19 protein-coding genes and 1 pseudogene are annotated in these 18,382 nt (G+C 39.6%); 15 read left to right on the forward strand and 5 right to left on the reverse strand.

Annotated elements, in window-relative coordinates; all coding sequences use genetic code 11:
- Positions 1 to 48: 48 nt before the first annotated feature.
- On the forward strand, positions 49 to 498 hold the full coding sequence (locus CXF74_RS14975) for a hypothetical protein (RefSeq protein ID WP_101083340.1): 450 nt from the start codon (positions 49 to 51) through the stop codon (positions 496 to 498).
- 15 nt (positions 499 to 513) lie between these two features.
- Here the strand turns inward: CXF74_RS14975 and CXF74_RS14980 are convergent, their stop codons facing one another.
- Positions 514 to 1,020, reverse strand: a complete 507-nt coding sequence (locus tag CXF74_RS14980) for a hypothetical protein (protein WP_101083341.1) — start codon at positions 1,018 to 1,020, stop codon at positions 514 to 516.
- A gap of 56 nt (positions 1,021 to 1,076) precedes the next feature.
- On the opposite strand from CXF74_RS14980, the gene mutM reads away from it, so the two are divergent.
- On the forward strand, positions 1,077 to 1,889 hold the full coding sequence (gene mutM / locus CXF74_RS14985; protein ID WP_101083342.1) for a bifunctional DNA-formamidopyrimidine glycosylase/DNA-(apurinic or apyrimidinic site) lyase: 813 nt from the start codon (positions 1,077 to 1,079) through the stop codon (positions 1,887 to 1,889).
- Between the two features lie 314 nt (positions 1,890 to 2,203).
- Positions 2,204 to 3,694: pseudogene (dtpA, locus tag CXF74_RS22615) on the forward strand (dipeptide/tripeptide permease DtpA).
- Positions 3,695 to 3,755: 61 nt separating this feature from the next.
- Here the strand turns inward: dtpA and CXF74_RS14995 are convergent.
- The 3 genes from CXF74_RS14995 to CXF74_RS15005 form a co-directional block, all read right to left on the reverse strand.
- Positions 3,756 to 4,736, reverse strand: a complete 981-nt coding sequence (locus CXF74_RS14995; protein WP_101083343.1) for a pentapeptide repeat-containing protein — start codon at positions 4,734 to 4,736, stop codon at positions 3,756 to 3,758.
- Between the two features lie 73 nt (positions 4,737 to 4,809).
- On the reverse strand, positions 4,810 to 5,280 hold the full coding sequence (gene coaD / locus CXF74_RS15000; RefSeq protein WP_101083344.1) for a pantetheine-phosphate adenylyltransferase: 471 nt from the start codon (positions 5,278 to 5,280) through the stop codon (positions 4,810 to 4,812).
- 9 nt (positions 5,281 to 5,289) lie between these two features.
- Positions 5,290 to 5,523: a hypothetical protein gene (locus CXF74_RS15005; protein ID WP_101083345.1), complete on the reverse strand. Its 234-nt coding sequence runs from the start codon at positions 5,521 to 5,523 to the stop codon at positions 5,290 to 5,292.
- A 277-nt stretch (positions 5,524 to 5,800) separates the two neighbouring features.
- Here CXF74_RS15005 and CXF74_RS22005 point away from each other — a divergent pair, with 277 nt between their 5' ends.
- Positions 5,801 to 5,977, forward strand: a complete 177-nt coding sequence (locus CXF74_RS22005; RefSeq protein ID WP_157822420.1) for a hypothetical protein — start codon at positions 5,801 to 5,803, stop codon at positions 5,975 to 5,977.
- 18 nt (positions 5,978 to 5,995) lie between these two features.
- On the opposite strand, the gene cyaY is transcribed toward CXF74_RS22005, so the two are convergent.
- Positions 5,996 to 6,310 (reverse strand): iron donor protein CyaY, encoded by a 315-nt coding sequence (gene cyaY / locus CXF74_RS15010; RefSeq protein WP_101083346.1) that lies wholly within the window; start codon positions 6,308 to 6,310, stop codon positions 5,996 to 5,998.
- 72 nt (positions 6,311 to 6,382) lie between these two features.
- Between cyaY and CXF74_RS15015 the strand changes: the two genes are divergently transcribed.
- The 11 genes from CXF74_RS15015 to hslU all read left to right on the forward strand — a co-directional run bounded on the left by CXF74_RS15015 (position 6,383) and on the right by hslU (position 17,774).
- Positions 6,383 to 6,571, forward strand: a complete 189-nt coding sequence (locus tag CXF74_RS15015) for a hypothetical protein (RefSeq protein ID WP_101083347.1) — start codon at positions 6,383 to 6,385, stop codon at positions 6,569 to 6,571.
- An 83-nt stretch (positions 6,572 to 6,654) separates the two neighbouring features.
- Positions 6,655 to 7,917 carry a diaminopimelate decarboxylase gene (lysA, locus tag CXF74_RS15020; RefSeq protein ID WP_101083348.1) on the forward strand — a complete coding sequence of 421 codons (1,263 nt, stop codon included), beginning with the start codon at positions 6,655 to 6,657 and terminating at the stop codon, positions 7,915 to 7,917.
- A gap of 76 nt (positions 7,918 to 7,993) precedes the next feature.
- Positions 7,994 to 8,821 carry a diaminopimelate epimerase gene (dapF, locus tag CXF74_RS15025; protein ID WP_101083349.1) on the forward strand — a complete coding sequence of 276 codons (828 nt, stop codon included), beginning with the start codon at positions 7,994 to 7,996 and terminating at the stop codon, positions 8,819 to 8,821.
- 59 nt (positions 8,822 to 8,880) lie between these two features.
- Positions 8,881 to 9,780: a tyrosine recombinase XerC gene (xerC, locus tag CXF74_RS15030; protein ID WP_101083350.1), complete on the forward strand. Its 900-nt coding sequence runs from the start codon at positions 8,881 to 8,883 to the stop codon at positions 9,778 to 9,780.
- Entirely contained in the window at positions 9,780 to 10,493 is a 714-nt protein-coding gene (locus tag CXF74_RS15035) for an HAD-IA family hydrolase (RefSeq protein ID WP_101083351.1), read from the forward strand. Before xerC ends, CXF74_RS15035 begins: the two co-directional genes overlap by 1 nt.
- Before the next feature lie 21 nt (positions 10,494 to 10,514).
- The gene (uvrD, locus tag CXF74_RS15040; RefSeq protein ID WP_101083352.1) at positions 10,515 to 12,686 is read left to right on the forward strand and encodes a DNA helicase II; all 2,172 of its coding nucleotides are present in this window, start codon (positions 10,515 to 10,517) and stop codon (positions 12,684 to 12,686) included.
- A gap of 169 nt (positions 12,687 to 12,855) precedes the next feature.
- Positions 12,856 to 13,311, forward strand: coding sequence for a hypothetical protein (locus CXF74_RS15045; RefSeq protein WP_101083353.1), 456 nt, complete (start codon positions 12,856 to 12,858; stop codon positions 13,309 to 13,311).
- Positions 13,312 to 13,446: 135 nt separating this feature from the next.
- Entirely contained in the window at positions 13,447 to 15,195 is a 1,749-nt protein-coding gene (argS, locus tag CXF74_RS15050; protein WP_101083354.1) for an arginine--tRNA ligase, read from the forward strand.
- A 2-nt stretch (positions 15,196 to 15,197) separates the two neighbouring features.
- A complete protein-coding gene (locus CXF74_RS15055; RefSeq protein WP_101083355.1) occupies positions 15,198 to 15,728 on the forward strand; it encodes an SPOR domain-containing protein in 531 nt (176 codons plus the stop codon).
- Positions 15,729 to 15,875: 147 nt separating this feature from the next.
- Positions 15,876 to 16,424, forward strand: coding sequence for an ATP-dependent protease subunit HslV (gene hslV / locus CXF74_RS15060; protein WP_101083356.1), 549 nt, complete (start codon positions 15,876 to 15,878; stop codon positions 16,422 to 16,424).
- 9 nt (positions 16,425 to 16,433) lie between these two features.
- Complete coding sequence (gene hslU / locus CXF74_RS15065; protein ID WP_101083357.1) at positions 16,434 to 17,774, forward strand: ATP-dependent protease ATPase subunit HslU; 1,341 nt, start codon at positions 16,434 to 16,436, stop codon at positions 17,772 to 17,774.
- Positions 17,775 to 18,382: the final 608 nt, after the last annotated feature.

An 18,382-nucleotide genomic window follows, 5' to 3' on the forward strand; every position in this document is an offset into this window, starting at 1 on the left:
ACTGGGTTTTTTTATGCCTGAAGAAAAATAATAGAGAAGTGAGGAAATATGCGATTATCAAAAAGAGGCTGGAACAATGTGCTTATCTTTGGCGTATTGATTATTGTTTTTCTGTTTAACTTTAGCCATAAACTATTACTCAAACCAAAAGTTCACCAACGTACACTGATCGGCAGTGAAGTGATGATTGTAGAAATAAAAACACCCGACTTCTCTATCAAACGTGTCGGAAGAAACTGGATAAGTGAGCCTAACCTCGGTTTATCAGAACTCCAATTGTCCTTATTAGTGCAAAACTGGCAACACCTGCCCTTACAAACCCATGCGGCTATCATTCAACCTCAGAACCCTTTTGTTATGCAGGTTTATACCGCTAATGATGCACAGCCGATTATTGTAAAATTAATCCAGCAAGGTGATGATTATTTATTACAGACCGATGAAAACATGTCGCTGTTTTTAAGCAGTGAACAATTACCCCTTTTTCTGGGAAGATAGGTTCATTCACGACCATTAAGCCAAGCGCTTGCGGCTTAAATCTCGCGCTAAAATTAATGAAAGACCGATCATCTGTAAAAAAATAGACCAGTTACGCAAACTAGAAACCTCACTCTGTAGGTACATCTCTAATTCCACCAGCTCTAGATTCAAAAAGAACTTATTATCTATCTCATCACGAATACTTGCTTGGTAAGCATCAATCTTTGTATCAACAAGCTGTACGTCCTCTAACGATATTTGTTCATGCAAATGCAATGCAAGCAAACGGCTAAACTGTAAAGCAATCACAGCATCAAGTGGGCCTTGGTTACGTAACAAGTAAAGTGTTTCGCGTTTACGTTCAATGCCTTCAATCTGCACCCACAATAGGCTTATCTCTTTATCATTATTTTTCATCTGCATTGATAAACTGTTTAACTGATTGGTTTTACCATCAATTAAAAAATGCGTGATTAAAGCGGCTGATATATTAAATAACAACCCCGTTAACACGACTAACCATGTTGGAACGCTAGGCATCGCTTTTCTCTCCAAAAAAAGTACACTGATAAAGATTAGACCAGTGGAGAGAAAATATGCCTGAATTACCAGAAGTTGAAACCAGTCGTCGTGGCATTAGCCCGCATATTATCGGCTCATCAATCAGTGACGTTGTGATTCGACAACCGCAACTACGTTGGAAAATTCCAGCCGATTTATTGGACCACCTAAAAAACAAAGTATTACAGTCCATTGACCGTCGAGCTAAATACTTATTGCTCAATTTTGAGTCTGGTACGTTACTGATCCACTTAGGCATGTCTGGTAGCTTACGCATATGCCCATTAAATAGTGTCGTTGAGAAACATGATCATGCTGATTTTATCTTTGATCAGTGCTTGTTACGTTATACCGACCCGCGTCGATTTGGGGCTATTTTATGGTTAGGGTTAACCCCACAGGATTCAACGCTACTGAGTCATCTTGGCCCAGAGCCATTGAGCGATGCATTCACCGGTAAACATCTTTTTGAATTGGCAGGAAAACGCAAACTATCGGTCAAACAATTTATCATGGACCAAAAAGTAGTGACTGGTGTAGGTAACATCTATGCGACAGAGGCATTATTCATGGCGGGTATCAGCCCAATACGTGCTGCCGGTAATATTTCCTTAAAACGTTATCTGTTATTAACAACAGCAATCAAAGAAATTTTAGCCGCTGCAATAAAACAGGGAGGCACCACACTTAAAGATTTCGTGGGAGGCGATGGTAAACCTGGCTATTTCCAACAGACACTGCATATCTATGGAAAAACGGGCAGCGACTGCCCTAAATGCCAAACAGCCTTAACATCGCTTAAATTGGCATCTAGAAACAGTGTTTATTGTCCGAACTGCCAGAAGTAAGGCTGAATATGAGAATCGTAGCATCACGATGTAATCACTCACCATCGTGATTAAGATGCGTCACCTTTTATTCGTAGATTAATAAAAGTATGGTGAAACAATACCCACCCAAAAACATCAACCTTACATAAAACAAATGCTTTCCGTTGACTTTATAGCCCGTAGATAATGAAAACATTGGAATTTCTCACCTTGTTTTTTGATACCATACTTTCCGTTGTTTATATTTCGCTAATGCTAAAAATGTAGATTGAAGCAGGTATACACTTTAACCCCACCCAAAAAAATCAACATAAAAAAACAAGGGTCTACACATGTCGAACTTGAATGTATTCAAGCAACCAAAGCAATTCTATTTGATTTTTTCAGTGGAATTTTGGGAGCGCTTTGGCTTTTATGGCATGCAAGCCATTTTAGCTGTTTATCTCGTTAGAATATTAGGAATGTCAGAATCACAATCATTTATTCTCTTTGGCGCCTTTTCTGCGTTAATTTTTGGTTCTGTTGCGATCGGTGGTTGGGTCGGGGATAAAATCCTTGGAACCAAACGTACAATCACGCTTGGTGCACTGATTCTTACTATTGGTTATGCCTTATTAGGCCTTTCTGCGTCTGCAGAAAACATAGGAGATTCAGACCTTATTTATATTGCAATGGGCTTTATTACTATGGGTAATGGCTTATTTAAAGCAAACCCCTCAAGCTTACTTGCCAAAGTCTATGAAAAAGATGATCAACGCTTAGATGGCGCATTCACGATGTACTATATGGCGATCAATCTCGGTTCCTTCTTTTCTATGTTATTAACCCCATGGATAGCCAGTAAATTCGGCTATGGTATGGCATTTAGTATTAGTGCAATTGGTTTGGTTATTACCGTTATCAACTTCTTAGTTTGCTCAAACATAATTTAAAATGTGGGGTCTAAACCCGATTTAGTCCCGCTAAAGAAGGCTTATTATTTAGCGGTTGTTGTAGGCACCTTTGCATTGAGCTTTTTATGTTCAATATTGTTGCAACACTTATTCTACGCACACGCTATTTTAGTGGTCGTTGGCATAACCGTTGTGGCTATTTATATGCGCGAAGCATTCAAAGTTCAAGGCTTAGAACGAGCAAAAATGTTAGTGGCCTTTGTCTTAATGTTGCAAGGAATTGCATTTTTTGTTCTTTATTTTCAGATGCCTACCTCACTCAACTTCTTTGCAATTAACAATATTGAACATAATCTATTTGGCATATCTGTGGCTCCAGAACAGTTCCAGGCACTTAATCCATTTTGGATAATGATTGCAAGCCCATTCCTCGCGATTGCTTACAACAACTTAGGAGAGCGCTTTGCTATGCCCTATAAATTCTCCCTTGGTATCGCGTTATGTGCACTGTCTTTCCTAACATTAAAATTCGGAGCCAATTTTGCTAATTCAAATGGCATTATGAGCGCTAACTGGCTAGTGCTTTGTTACGCCTTTCAATCGTTTGGTGAGCTACTTGTGTCTGGATTAGGTCTTGCGATGGTGGCACAGCTTGTCCCACAACGTATAATGGGATTTGCAATGGGCATGTGGTTTTTAACCTCAGCAACAGCTGCTGTTATTGCAGGTTGGGTGGCAGCACTAACCACTGCACCAGCGGGGTTAACAGACGCGACTCAAAGCTTGGCTATCTACAGCAAAGTGTTTGGTAATATTGGTTACGTAACAGCAATTATCGCACTAATCACACTTATTCTTGCGCCCAAACTAACAGAAATCATTCGTGGTGAAACACATGAAGAACAAGAAGTGACACCCAAATACGCATGATTTTAGTCGATATCGTTATTATTTAGGTGAAAAATCAAACCAGTTGAGTGACAACTGGTTTTTAACGAGTCATTTTTTTAACAAATACCACCACAAACAACGCAATCGTAAAGCTGCCCGTAAACGCCTCAAGGGCAGCAATAACACGCGAAAATCCAACGGGAATAAAATCGCCATAACCCAAGGTGGTAAAAGTCACCACGCTGTAATAGAGACACTCAAAAAAGAAAATTATATTTTGTTCGAGGGTTTGATCCATAGAGAAGACTTGAAATTCGCCAGCAAAACGCAAACCAAAGACATAATAAAAAAACGAACTAAATAAAATCAATGCCCATGAAAACATGATGACGCGTAATGGGTCTTCACCATAACCACAAAACAGGTCTACCACTTTGGAAGATACGCGATTCATAGAGCATCGTTGCTCTTGGAAGCGACGCATGGTCAGTTCTTTACGTAAATAAGGTCCTGAAAGCGTGAATAATCCCTGATGCTCACTGGTTTTACGTAAATTACGGTAGATCTCTTCCGCTTGCTCATAAAAATCTTTGGCTTTTTCATGCTCTCCTTGGTCTTCGAGCACTTTGGCACTGTTCTCTTGAATCAATGTTTTACCGATTCTAATATGTTCTATTTTAGTATCGGTCAGCTTCACCCCTAATAAGTTACATTCTTCCAGATGAGCACAATGGATATTGGCATTAGAAAGATCTGCTTTCATCAGGCTAGCGCGAATTAAAATGATATTAAAGAGATGGGCACCTCGTAAGTTAGCGCGATAAAGATCAGCCCCCGTGAGATCAAAACCTTTCTTTGATCCTCTTTTCACAAGATTGAGGTTCTCTAAATTGGCATTTTTCAGAAAGATGCCATGCAACATGCCGCCTGCACGTGCGTGTTCTTCTAATTTCTTTGAAGTATCGGGGCTGGATTTGGTTATTTCAGGGTCGTGCCAATAACAATAATGGGAGCTGTCAGAATGCGAATGGCACCGCTCACCAAGGTGATTAACATAGCTGCATTTCTCATTATTTGGCATAACGTTCCCCTTTCTAGTTTTCTAATTATAGAAACAGAAAGAGGATTTGCTTGGTAGGTTGCGCTTTTTTAACTTATTTTGTGACTAATGCTTGTTGCACACAAAGTGGTGCTAACTGACTGATGTCTCCACCATGTTTAAATACTTCTTTCACCACGGTGGATGAAATAAAGCCGGTTGCCCCATTAGCAGCTAACAAAATAGTTTCTAGCTGTGGGTTTAACGCTTTATTTACTTGCGATAACTGTATTTCATAGTCAGCATCAGTGGCGCCACGAATACCACGCAATAATGCCTGTGCATTTTGCTCTGTTGCAAAGTCTGCTAACAGACCAGAGAAAGGGATCACTTCGATTCCTTTTATATGCTCTGTTGCTACCGTTAATAAGTCACAGCGTTGTTGCAAATCAAACAGTGTTTTCTTCGTTTCATTCTTAGCGACCGCCACCACCACTCTATCGGCCAAACGAGCAGCACGGACAAGCAGGTCAATGTGACCATTAGTAACGGGATCAAATGATCCTGGAAATATCACTGTTTTCATTAGTTTTCCCTATTTTACAACGGCGTCGTTAATTGATTGTAATTCATCACGCGCTGACTCGGCATTCCAATAAAAGCTATACCAAGGATCTGGGTTTTCTTCCGAACGGAATTTCTCTTTCGGGAATTCGATTGATAGATGATTATCACCAAAGGAATACACTGATGCACCAACTTCTACATCACTTGATAGCCAAACGCCGATTAACAGCACCAATGGATAGATAAAAAAGAGTTTAAACATGTTGCTTCCTTGTCCACTTATCAGACCACTTTTTGCATATTTTGATAAGTCTTTGTTTATTAAGTGCTACAAATATTACCAGTTATTATTTGTAAAATTTGAGCGTTTATCGCAAAAATAAGCATCCATTTTTAATGAAAAATAAAAATACATTTAAAAACAAACAATTATTTTTCACGGTGAATAAATTACTTTTTTGGTTAACCTAAAGGCTTATTTTTGCTTAGAAATGATCTATCTTTAATGCCTCAATTCAATGCATAGGAGAAAACAGATCATGACTTATAACAGAATAATTGTTAGCGAAGCGATGAAAAGTTCATTTCTAACCGTCGCATTATTTATCCTCTTTGACCTTTTAATTCAAGGTTATAGCAATTACCACAATTGGATAATTACTTTTTATATTGCATTGTTTGGCCTCTACTGCATCATTGCCAAACGTTACCTATAAACCTTGAGTAGGTAACGTTTAAATAAACGTTACCTGCTCTTCTGATTGCTTAAAAATAGCTTGTGATAAAAACGTTAAGAATTCATTTCCACTACGATCATCAATCCACTTTCCATCAACATAACTATAATGGTGGCCATTTTCTACCGTTGCCAACCAGATTTGATGTAAAGGTTGCTGACGATTAATTATCAGCTTACTGCGGTTTTCAAACTCTAAGGTTAATAGACCTCCATTTTGGTCATAGTCTACATCTGCCTCAGATTCTTCAATACAATCTTCAATGGTTTGATACAACTCATCCGCTAATTGTTGAAATTGGCTGTCATTCACGATCTATCCCCTTTGCTTTTGCACAATGAAGTGCGATTATAGAGGGCTCAAAATATTTAACTAGGATAAGCGATGAAAAAGCTAAATTTATTCTTAATACCCGTGCTTTTTTCAAGCTTATTAATCGGTTGTGGCATGTCGGGGCCACTATATCGCGCCCCCGTCACACCCACAGTCGTAGTAGAAAAAGAACAACCAACAACACCAGAACAAGCAGTAGAAGAGCAAGCAATAGAAACGGAAAATAGCGTTTCGCAATAAAAGTGTAATAAAGCGCGCTTTATTCGTCATGGCATCATTCACTCTCTACTTTATAAACTTAAGCAAATAAAAAGGATTTAAAATTGGATCACTTTAATTATCAAGCTGATGGTCGTCTTTTTGTTGAAGGACTACCTGTTGAAGACGTTATCGCAAAGTCAGGGACACCTGCTTATATCTATTCTCGTGCGACCATTGAGCGTCACTGGAAAGGTTTTGATGAAGCAGCAGGAAAACACCCACACCTTATCTGTTACGCCGTAAAAGCGAATTCTAATTTAGGTGTTTTAAACCTGATGGCACGTTTAGGCTCAGGGTTTGATATTGTTTCTGTCGGCGAATTGTTACGTGTTATCCAAGCAGGTGGCGACCCTAAAAAAGTGGTTTTCTCTGGTGTTGGTAAAACAGAAATTGAAATTGCAACGGCATTACAAGCGGGCATTTACTGCTTTAATATCGAATCTATTTCAGAGCTTTACCGTATCAATGAAGTGGCTGCTAGCTTAAATGAAAAAGCCCCTGTTTCAATCCGTATTAATCCAAACATTGATGCCGGTACACATCCTTATATTTCTACCGGTTTAAAAGAAAACAAATTTGGTATTGATATTGAGCAAGCGCTAACCGTTTACCATTTAGCGAATGACCTTGAATTTATTGAAATAAAAGGTGTTGATTGTCATATCGGTTCGCAAATCACTGAAGTGGCACCGTTCATTGAAGCGTTAGATAAATTATTAGTCTTAATCGACCAACTTGAAGAAAAAGGCATCAGCATTAGCCATCTTGATCTTGGTGGCGGTTTAGGTGTTCCTTACGATGACGAAACACCACCAGAGCCAAAAGAATATATGGATGCCGTTATAGCCAAAATGGGTGACCGTAAACTCAAATTATTATTTGAACCAGGCCGTGCAATCATGGCAAATGCGGGTATTTTGGTGACAAAAGTTGAATTCTTAAAAATCAACGACCATAAAAGCTTTGCTATTGTAGACGCGGCCATGAACGATTTAATTCGTCCTGCTTTATACAGCGCTTGGCAAAACATCATTCCACTGAACAACAGCCTAGTGGAATCAGAAACTCGCCCATTAAGAAACTACGATATCGTAGGCCCAATTTGTGAAACGGGTGATTTCTTAGGTAAAGATCGCCAGCTAACATTAGCCGAAGGTGATTACCTCGCTATTCGTAGTGCAGGTGCATACGGTGCAACAATGGGTTCAAACTACAACTCACGTTGTCGCCCAGCTGAAGTCATGGTTGATGGCGGAAAAGCGTTTATCGTACGTGAACGTGAAGAACACCGTACATTGTGGGCTGGTGAGCACGTTTTACCATAGAAAATAGAGGCCAATATGTTTAATGCATATTGGCCATCATTGATAAAAGCGTCAGTAGATGGGAAAAATACAGTAAATGAACATCCAATTTTCAAAAATGCATGGCTTGGGTAATGACTTTATGGTTATTGATAATGTCACGCAGAATGTTTTCCTCTCTAAAGATGCGATCCGACGTTTAGCGGATCGTAACTTCGGTATAGGCTTCGATCAATTATTAATGGTAGAAGCACCTTACGACCCAGAGCTTGATTTTCATTATCGTATTTTTAATGCAGATGGTAGCGAAGTTGAACAATGTGGCAATGGCGCACGCTGTTTCGCCCGTTTCGTGAAATTGAAAGGGTTAACCCAAAAACGGGTTATTAATGTCAGTACAGCCAAAGGTAAAATTCAACTTAAAATAGAGCAAGATGGCAATATCACTGTTGATATGGGCAAACCTATTTTAGAGCCTGCAAAAATTCCTTTTGAAGCACAAAAAGAAGAGAAAACCTACATTCTGCGCGTTGAAGATCACACTGTATTATGTGGTGCCGTCTCAATGGGTAACCCACACTGTGTGGTATTAGTGGATGATGTTGATACTGCTCCCGTTGAAACACTTGGTCCATTATTAGAAACACATGAACGTTTTCCTAATAAGGTAAACGTGGGTTTCTTAGAAGTAGTTAGTCGTGATTATGCAAAATTACGTGTTTGGGAACGTGGTGTTGGTGAAACATTAGCTTGTGGTACCGGCGCTTGTGCAGCTGCCGTTGTTGGACAGTTACAGGGCAAACTTGATACTCATTGCACTATTGAGTTACCGGGTGGAAAGCTAAAATTCTTCTGGCAAGCGGGCCAAAATGTACGCATGACAGGTGCGGCTGAGTTTGTTTTTGATGGACAAATTCAAATCTAATCAGGAAACAGAAAGGAGACAGATATGTATACTTTATTTGTCCTCCTCAACCTTACTCAATGACTTCATTACAAAAACCTATCGATCAATACCTTAACCACCTTGCCAGTCAGCGTGGCTTAAGCCCTATTACTATCAAAAATTACCAACGAAATTTAGCTGAGTTTGTCACGCTGATAGCAGGAAAAAAGCTAACCAACTGGTCTGAACTAGAAAGCGATCACGTGCGTTTAATGGTAAAACAGCTCAATCAAAAGGGCATTAAAGCACGTTCTATCGCAACCAAATTATCCGCCTTGCGTTCTTTTCTAACGCACTTAGTACAAAATGAAGTGCTTACTTTTAATCCAGCCAAAGGGATAGCCGCGCCTAAGTTAGATAAACCACTGCCTAAAAACATCTCTGTCGATGAAGTTTTCCAATTACTCGACATTGATGACCAAGATCCACTTAGTCTGCGTGACCAAGCTATGATGGAGTTAATGTACTCTTCTGGATTAAGACTTAGCGAGTTAGTAGGCATTAACTTAAAAGATATAAAACTGCGCGAAAAAGAGATCATGGTATTAGGTAAAGGCAGCAAACAGCGGCTATTACCGATCACCAAAAGAGCCGTGAACTCCATTGGCGCTTGGCTGAAAGTACGCCCAGAATTTTGTGAAGCAGGCGAAACCGCCCTTTTTACCTCTAAGCTGAAGCAGCGAATCTCGGTACGTAATGTGCAAGCACGCATGGAAAAATGGGGCTTACAGCAAAACCTGCCTAGCCACCTTAACCCGCATAAGTTACGTCATTCTTTTGCAACTCACATGTTAGAGTCGAGTGGTAATTTACGTGCAGTGCAAACCCTATTAGGCCATGCAGACCTTTCTACCACACAGGTCTACACACATCTTGATTTTCAACACCTTGCAGAGGTGTATGATAAAGCACACCCTCGCTCTAAACGGAAAAAATAATGAAATTCTATCGCCCATTAAAACCTTTTAAAGCAATCAGCTTTGACCTTGACGATACCTTGTATGACAACCACCCAGTCATCAAAAAGGCAGAAGATGATTTTCTTATTTATCTGAATAAAACTTATCCAGAGCTTAGTGAATTAGATACGCGTCAATGGGGTTTATATAAAAACCATTTAATAAGAGAGTTTCCCGCCTTAGCGAATGATGTGTCTTTATGGCGAGTGAAAATATTAGAGCGTGTGATGACGATTTTTGGCATTGCAGAATACAAAGCGATTGAATATGCACAAATCGCATTCACTGAGTTTTTACGTTTACGCAGTGATTTCACTGTACCCGCTGAAAGTCTTGTTTTATTAGAAAAACTATCACAAAAGTACCCTGTTATTGCGATCACTAACGGTAACGTTGATGAGAAACAGATCGGTCTACATGATAAATTCCAATTTATTCTTAAAGCGGGTGGTGACTTTAACGCCAAACCGCAACCCGATCTGTTTATCGAAGCAGCTAAACGCTTGAATATTGAAGTGAGCGATATTTTACATATTGGCGATCATCTTGTGAGTGATGTATTTGGCGCACAAAATAGTAACGCACAAGCCGTCTGGTTAAACGAACATAAACAACCGTTAAATGGTGCAAGGTTACTGCCTACGGTTGAAATCACCCAGCTAGATCAACTATACTCACTCATTACTGAATAAATAAACAGGTGTTTGCATATTATGGATGTTTCCTACTTAATCGATAGTTTAAACGATTTTCAACGCGCAGCGGTTTCTGCTCCCGAGCAAAACATGCTGGTATTAGCAGGCGCTGGTAGTGGTAAAACGCGTGTTTTAACTCATCGAATTGCATGGTTAATGCAAGTAGAGAAGATTCCTACCTATGGTATTTTAGCGGTAACCTTTACTAATAAAGCGGCCAAAGAGATGCGCGGTCGTATTGCTGATATCTGCCCTTTTCAAATTGGTGGCATGTGGATAGGTACATTCCATGGCATTGCACATCGTTTATTACGTTTACATTATCAAGAAGCCAATCTTCCAGAACAATTTCAGATCATCGACAGCGATGATCAACAGAAGATGGTTAAACGTATAATCAAAACTCTAAATCTTGATGAAAAATTTTATCCGGCTAAAGAACTACAGTGGTATATCAACGATAAAAAAGATGAAGGTTTACGCGCAAAACATATTGATGCCGGTTATAACTTGCAAGATAAACAGCGCTTACAGGTTTATCAGGCTTATGAAGAAGCCTGCCAGTTAGCCGGTCTTGTTGATTTTGCTGAATTATTATTACGTGCTCACGAATTATTACTCAATAACGAAGCGTTATTAAAACATTATCAAGATCGCTTTAAACATGTCTTAGTAGACGAGTTTCAAGATACCAATAAATTACAATATGCATGGCTCAACCTATTAACCGACAGTAATAACTTTTTAACCATTGTTGGGGATGACGATCAATCTATCTATGGTTGGCGTGGTGCGGATGTTGAAAATATTCAGCGTTTCTTAAAAGAAAAGAATAACCCGGTCACCATTCTCTTAGAACAAAACTACCGCTCAACAGGTCATATTCTTAAAGCCTCTAACCAGCTGATTCAAAATAACAGCGATCGTTTAGGCAAAGAATTATGGACCAGTGGTGAAGATGGCGAGCCTATCGGTATCTACAGTGCCTTTAACGATTACGATGAAACGCGTTATGTCACCTCACAAATTCAAGCCTGGGAGCGTGAAGGTAACAAACTCTGTGATTGCGCTATTTTATACCGTAGTAATGCCCAATCGCGTCTTTTCGAAGAGCAGTTTATGGCCAACCAAGTGCCTTACCATATTTATGGCGGGCAACGATTCTTCGACCGTTTAGAAATCAAAGACAGCATCGCTTACTTGCGCTTGATGAACAATCATCAAGATGATGCTGCTTTTGAACGTATTGTTAATAAACCGAAACGAAAAATTGGTAATACCACATTAGACAAAATCCGCCTGTGTGCCCGTGATCAAGGTTATACCATGTGGCAAGCAAGTGTTTACTTACTTGAGAACAAGCTATTGAGCGCGGGTGCATCTAGCTCGTTAAGTGGTTTTATCGAATTAGTCAGTCGCTTTAAAAGTGAAACATCAGAACTACCTCTTTTCCAAATGGTCGATCACATCATTTCCCATTCGGGTTTAAAAGCGATGTTTCAAGCTGAGAAAGGAGAGAAATCAAGAAGTCGCATTGAGAATCTACAAGAGCTTGTTTCTGCGACTAAAGGGTTTGTTATCCCTGAAGAAGAACAAGAAATGGATGAGCTTACCGCTTTCCTTGCTTATGCGGCATTAGAATCTGGCGATAACCAAGCCGACGAGTTTGAAGATGCAGTGCAACTAATGACAATGCACTCGGCTAAGGGTTTAGAATTCTCGCAAGTATTTATCGTCGGGGTCGAAGAAGGCATGTTCCCGAGTCAACGATCTACCGAAGATGAAACACGCCTCGCTGAAGAGCGTCGCCTTTGTTATGTTGGCATGACACGCGCAATGAAAAAATTAACCATTTGCCATGCTGAAAGTCGTCGTTTATACGGTCAGGAAAAATTTCATTCTCCGTCACGTTTTATTGCAGAACTGCCAGAGAAAGATATTCACTTCATCCGCAAAAAAGCACAAGTTAAACGTATGCAACAACCCGCTACTAAAGCTGCGCAATTTAAAGGTGAAAGCCAAGACGTATTAGGCTTTAAATTAGGCCAGCAAGTTAAACACGTGAAATTTGGTGAAGGCACTATCATTGCACAAGAAGGCAGTGGCGAAAATAGTCGTTTGCAGGTTCATTTTTCAGAGGTAGGCAGTAAATGGTTAATGACCGCTTATGCACGTTTAGAAGCGGTATAACAGCTAACTATTTGATCTTATTAAGCCCAGTTAAATGGGCTTAATTCGTTTTACAAAAAAAGTGTAATACAAATCAAAGTTTAACCATTGTTGTTAGTTATTCGTACATGAAACAATAAAAAGTAACTACGCTTTAAGAGGTATAAAATAATATCCCGAGGAGCCAATAATGCGTTTTAAACCTATCAAAGAGTTCTTAGCTTATATTGAAGAGTGCCATATCGCACTTGCAGATCTTTACCTGCGTTTAAGCCTGGAAGCCACCGATGAAAAAGTAAAATTGTTACTTGATTTCATGCGTAATAAAGAACAATTATCCTTTTTCCATTTACATGAATACGCTGAACAGGCACCTGGTAGCCTATTAGAAACGTGGTTAGATAACGTTTTTGATCAAAGCTTTCCGATGAAATGCCAACAGATGAAAGCACAACCTGACCTCGCGATTGATGACGTCGTTGCGTTGGCGATGAAACTGGATATGCAATTAATCGAGCTCATGCAAACAGCCGCTTACAACTCTCCTACGATTGAAGCAGAACTTGCCTTGGAAAACCTCACCAATCAAGAAGAAGAAGCACTACACTCGGTTGTCACAGCTAGTCATGAATTTGAGTATATGTAATTAATCCCCCCCATTCGGTCGGCTTTCTATTGAATAACTTTATTAAGTCCGACCCACACTTCCCCTAGTTTTCCATGTCGATAAATTGTAGAATTCGCACTCTATTATTAGTCCGTATCAATTGGTGAATTATCTATGAAAGCGTTTATCCAGCAACAACTTGAACAAGCAATTGTTTCTCTTAAAGAACAACAAGTAATTCCACAAGATGTTCAGCCACGTATCGCCATTGATCGCACTAAAGATAAGTCTCACGGTGACTTTGCTAACAACCTAGCATTAATGCTAGCAAAACCAGCAAAGCAAAACCCACGCGCTTTAGCTGAGCTTATCGTTAAAAACCTACCTGAATCTGATCTTATTGTTAAAACAGAGATTGCCGGTCCTGGTTTTATTAACTTTTTTATCAATCCCAATTATCTTGAAAAACAGATTGATAGCGCTTATGCCGATAGCCGTTTAAATGTTGAGCTAATAGCAAAACCACAAAATATTGTTATCGATTACTCTTCACCAAATCTTGCAAAAGAGATGCACGTTGGCCACTTACGCTCAACGGTTATCGGTGATGCTGTAACACGTACGCTAGAATTCCAAGGTCAAAATGTGATTCGTCAAAACCATGTAGGTGATTGGGGAACACAATTTGGTATGTTATTGGCTTACATGGAAGAGCTTCGTGCACAAAAACTAGAAATATCAAAAAATCTATCTGACTTAGAAGTTTTTTACCGTGCAGCAAAAGCCCGTTTTGATGAATCCGAAGACTTTGCAAATCGCGCACGTTTTCTAGTTGTTCAATTACAAAGTGGTAACGAAGAATGTTTAGTACTGTGGAAAGAATTTAAAGACATCAGTATTTCACATTGCCAAGAAGCTTATCAGCGTATGGGCGTGAGCTTAAGCCTTGAAGATATTCGCGGTGAAAGTGCTTACGATAAAGAATTAGCTGTTGTAGTGAGTGATTTAGACAAAAAAGGCCTATTACAAGAAAGCCAAGGCGCTAAATGTGTTTTCCTAGATAGCTTTAAAAATAAAGAGGGTGAGCCTCTTCCAGTTATTATCCAGAAAAAAGACGGTGGTTTCTTATACGCAACATCCGATTTAGCCGCTATCCGCTACCGCCAATCAGTACTAAATGCTGATCGCGCACTTTATTTTGTAGATGCACGCCAAGGTTTACATTTCCAGCAAGTATTCGAAGTTGCACGTAAAGCTGATTTTGTGAAAGCAGAAACAACGCTTGAGCACATGGCATTTGGTACTGTAATGGGTGAAGATGGCAAACCATTTAAAACACGTGCCGGTGCAACACCAAAATTAGCAGACTTATTAACAGAAGCAGAAGAACGTGCTTATGAGTTAGTAAAAGAAAAAAATCAAGATATGGCCGAAGATGAGCTTCGTCATATTGCATCAGTAGTTGGTATTGCATCCGTTAAATACGCTGATTTATCAAAAAACCGTACCAGCGATTACACTTTTAGCTTTGATAGCATGTTAAGTTTTGAAGGTAACACAGCACCTTATCTATTATATGCTTACACACGTGTAGCAAGTATCTTCAACAAAGCAGAAATCTCAATGGATAGCATTACCGCTGACGTTGCGTTAACTGAAGAGAAAGAAAAAGACTTAGCAAACAAACTGATGCAATTTAACGAAATTGTTAATCAAGTTGGCAAACAAGGTATGCCACATTTCTTATGTGCTTACTTATTTGAGTTAGCAGGTTTGTTTTCGAGTTTTTATGAAGCATGCCCCGTTTTAAGTGCTGAAACAGAAACACAAAAACAAAGTCGCTTGAAATTAGCTGCGTTAACCGCAAAAACACTACAGCAAGGTTTGTCGTTATTAGGCATTAATACCTTAGAGCGCATGTAATTATGGCAACTCCCACTAGACGTAAAAAAGGTACTGCTGCAAAAAAAAATAGACGCACGGCACCTCAACGTCCTAAAAAGGGAAACCAAGGCTTTCCTTTTTTAGCCGTTATTATCGCGATACTACTCAGTGCTTTTATCGGCTACTTTATGTTTGCCGTTGATAAACCTGATCCCGTTGCACCGGTAAAGAAACAACCCGTTAAAAAAGAAGAGTTATTACCAGAGAAGCCACAACCTAAATGGCAATATGAAGAATCACTACCTACCAAGGAAGTGAAAGTTGATATTCCAGAAGAAGAAGCAAATACGCGTCCTTATCAAATGCAGTGTGGCTCTTTCAGAAAACAAGGTGATGCAGAATCTTTGAAAGCACGAATCGCTTTCCAAGGTTTAAACAGCATAGTCAAAAAAACAGGCTCATGGTATCGCGTTATTTTAGGCCCTTACGATAGAAAGAGAATGGCTGAAAAAGAACGTCACAAATTACAACGCGCCAAAATTAATGGCTGTCAAATTTGGTACTGGCGATAAGTTCTAATCGCGTACTAAATATTACATAAAATACGTATTTAAAAAGGGTAAATGAGAATTTACCCTTTTCTATTTTCTACTCCCTTGAAATCCCTCTTCCTCCCCCTTATATCTAATATATACATTTCAATGAACAGGTAATTTAAAATGACAACTATTGTTTCAGTTCGTCGTGGCAACCAAGTGGTTGTTGGCGGTGACGGTCAAGTTTCTCTCGGTAATACAGTCATGAAAGGTAATGCACGTAAGGTGCATCGTTTATATAACAATCAAGTTATTGCTGGTTTCGCCGGTGGTACAGCAGATGCATTCACGTTATTAGAGCGTTTTGAAGCAAAATTACAAGCACATCAAGGTAACTTAGAACGCGCAGCCGTTGAGTTAGCTAAAGATTGGCGTACCGATAAAATGTTACGCAAGCTAGAAGCATTATTAGCAGTGGCAGATAAAAACCACTCTTACATCATTACTGGTAACGGAGATGTAGTGCGTCCAGAAAATGATCTTATTGCCATTGGTTCGGGCGGCAACTTTGCACAATCCGCTGCTATGGCACTATTAGAAAATACAGACTTAGATGCAAAAACTATCGTTGAAAAAGCATTAACGATTGCAGGCAACATTTGTGTATTCACCAATACTAATCAAACTATTGAAGTGATTGATTTCGATAGTAATGAAAATAGCGATAAATAGGATATTAACATGTCAGATTTGACTCCAAAACAGATAGCTCATGAACTAGATCGCCATATTATCGGACAAAGCAAAGCAAAACGTGCAGTAGCAATTGCATTACGTAACCGCTGGCGTCGTATGCAACTTGACGAAGATATCCGCCAAGAAGTAACGCCTAAAAACATTTTGATGATCGGTCCAACGGGTGTTGGTAAAACAGAAATTGCACGTCGTCTTGCTAAACTAGCAAACGCGCCTTTCATTAAAGTTGAAGCAACTAAATTTACTGAAGTCGGTTATGTAGGTAAAGAAGTTGAAACGATTATCCGTGATCTTGTTGATGTAGCGATTAAAATTACCCGTGAACAAGAGATGGAAAAAGTAACAGCAAAAGCCGCAGACCTTGCTGAAGATAAAATATTAGACATTCTTATTCCGCCTGCTAAAACAAGTGGAGAATGGGATACGAGTGGCGATACAGTAGAAGAAGGTGCTGCACGTCAATCATTCCGTAAGAAATTACGTGAAGGTAAGCTTGATGATAAAGAGATAGAAGTAGATGTCCCAGCACCACAAGTGGGTGTTGAAATCATGGCGCCTCCAGGTATGGAAGATATGACTAACCAGTTACAAGGTATGTTCCAAAACCTATCTGGTAAAGGCGAAGTTAAAAAACGTAAAATGAAAATTAAAGATGCGTTAAAGGCGATTGCAGAAGCAGAAGCGTCTAGCCTAATAAATCAAGAAGACTTAAAAGAGCGCGCTATTTTTGCAGCTGAAAACAACGGCATTGTTTTCATCGATGAAATAGACAAAATCTGTAAACGTGGTGATAGCAGTGGCCCAGATGTTTCACGTGAAGGTGTTCAACGTGATTTATTACCATTGATTGAAGGTTCAACCGTAAGCACGAAACACGGTATGGTGAAAACAGATCACATGTTATTCATTGGTTCTGGTGCATTCCAAGTGGCAAAACCTTCTGATTTAATTCCAGAACTACAAGGACGTATGCCAATCCGTGTAGAGCTAGAAGCATTAAAAGAAGAAGACTTAGCACGTATACTAACTGAGCCTAAAGCATCGCTTACAGAGCAATACCAAGCGCTATTAGCAACAGAGGGTGTGACGATTGAATTCACACAAGACGGTATCGATAAGATTGCAAAATCAGCATGGCATGTAAATGAAACAACCGAAAACATCGGCGCACGTCGTTTACATACGCTAATGGAGCGCATTATGGATGAAATATCTTATGAAGCAGATGATCGTAAAGGCGAATCAGTTACGATTGATGCCACGTACGTTGCTAACGCATTAGATGAATTAGTTCAAAATGAAGATTTAAGCCGTTATATCCTATAACAGCATAATCTTGTTCACTATTATATAAAACCGCTTAAATGCGGTTTTTTTGTGCCTGAAATTAGTGTCTATAAGCCCATTAGTAATAAAGCAAAGCGAAAGCACTTAACGAAAAAATCCCTGTCGACGTTGGCCAACAGGGATTATCTGGATTTGATTGCTCGCTTGATGCATTTGATACGCTGCACTTGGCGATGGGTGAACATTGCCCATGTACCCATGAACCTGTGCTGTCGCACAATTCACCCTACTATCACGATACGCATCGGCCACTCGCCACTTTGGTATATCTCAGAAATGATTATTAATCATTTCTTTCTGTCCAAAAAAACAGAAGAGTTAGTTTATTCATCGCGCCAAAGTATAAACGCCCTAAACGAAAAAATCCCTGTCGACGTTAGTCTACAGGAATTATCTGGATTTGATTGCTCGCTTGGTATTCTTGATACGAAGGCGATGGGTGAACATTGTTCGTAAACCTTGCCTGCCGGCAAACTCACCCTACTCTCACACATAAGGAAATGCCTTCGGCATGCTTCTCTACCTTCCATGTTCGAGCAGGTCATCGCAATCAAAGCGTCTAATAACGAAAAAACCCCAACCTTCTG

Origin of the sequence: Psychromonas sp. Urea-02u-13 (genome assembly GCF_002835995.1) — a bacterium.
Lineage (GTDB): Bacteria > Pseudomonadota > Gammaproteobacteria > Enterobacterales > Psychromonadaceae > Psychromonas.

What these genes read in the sequence shown, in the direction of transcription:
- CXF74_RS14975 (WP_101083340.1), top strand. Translation starts at nt 49, where the DNA reads ATGCGATTATCAAAAAGAGGCTGGAACAATGTGCTTATCTTTGGCGTA.
- CXF74_RS14980 (WP_101083341.1), bottom strand. Translation starts at nt 1,020, where the DNA reads ATGCCTAGCGTTCCAACATGGTTAGTCGTGTTAACGGGGTTGTTATTT.
- mutM (WP_101083342.1), top strand. Translation starts at nt 1,077, where the DNA reads ATGCCTGAATTACCAGAAGTTGAAACCAGTCGTCGTGGCATTAGCCCG.
- CXF74_RS14995 (WP_101083343.1), bottom strand. Translation starts at nt 4,736, where the DNA reads ATGCCAAATAATGAGAAATGCAGCTATGTTAATCACCTTGGTGAGCGG.
- coaD (WP_101083344.1), bottom strand. Translation starts at nt 5,280, where the DNA reads ATGAAAACAGTGATATTTCCAGGATCATTTGATCCCGTTACTAATGGT.
- CXF74_RS15005 (WP_101083345.1), bottom strand. Translation starts at nt 5,523, where the DNA reads ATGTTTAAACTCTTTTTTATCTATCCATTGGTGCTGTTAATCGGCGTT.
- CXF74_RS22005 (WP_157822420.1), top strand. Translation starts at nt 5,801, where the DNA reads ATGACTTATAACAGAATAATTGTTAGCGAAGCGATGAAAAGTTCATTT.
- CXF74_RS15015 (WP_101083347.1), top strand. Translation starts at nt 6,383, where the DNA reads ATGAAAAAGCTAAATTTATTCTTAATACCCGTGCTTTTTTCAAGCTTA.
- dapF (WP_101083349.1), top strand. Translation starts at nt 7,994, where the DNA reads ATGAACATCCAATTTTCAAAAATGCATGGCTTGGGTAATGACTTTATG.
- xerC (WP_101083350.1), top strand. Translation starts at nt 8,881, where the DNA reads ATGACTTCATTACAAAAACCTATCGATCAATACCTTAACCACCTTGCC.
- CXF74_RS15035 (WP_101083351.1), top strand. Translation starts at nt 9,780, where the DNA reads ATGAAATTCTATCGCCCATTAAAACCTTTTAAAGCAATCAGCTTTGAC.
- uvrD (WP_101083352.1), top strand. Translation starts at nt 10,515, where the DNA reads ATGGATGTTTCCTACTTAATCGATAGTTTAAACGATTTTCAACGCGCA.
- CXF74_RS15045 (WP_101083353.1), top strand. Translation starts at nt 12,856, where the DNA reads ATGCGTTTTAAACCTATCAAAGAGTTCTTAGCTTATATTGAAGAGTGC.
- argS (WP_101083354.1), top strand. Translation starts at nt 13,447, where the DNA reads ATGAAAGCGTTTATCCAGCAACAACTTGAACAAGCAATTGTTTCTCTT.
- CXF74_RS15055 (WP_101083355.1), top strand. Translation starts at nt 15,198, where the DNA reads ATGGCAACTCCCACTAGACGTAAAAAAGGTACTGCTGCAAAAAAAAAT.
- hslV (WP_101083356.1), top strand. Translation starts at nt 15,876, where the DNA reads ATGACAACTATTGTTTCAGTTCGTCGTGGCAACCAAGTGGTTGTTGGC.
- hslU (WP_101083357.1), top strand. Translation starts at nt 16,434, where the DNA reads ATGTCAGATTTGACTCCAAAACAGATAGCTCATGAACTAGATCGCCAT.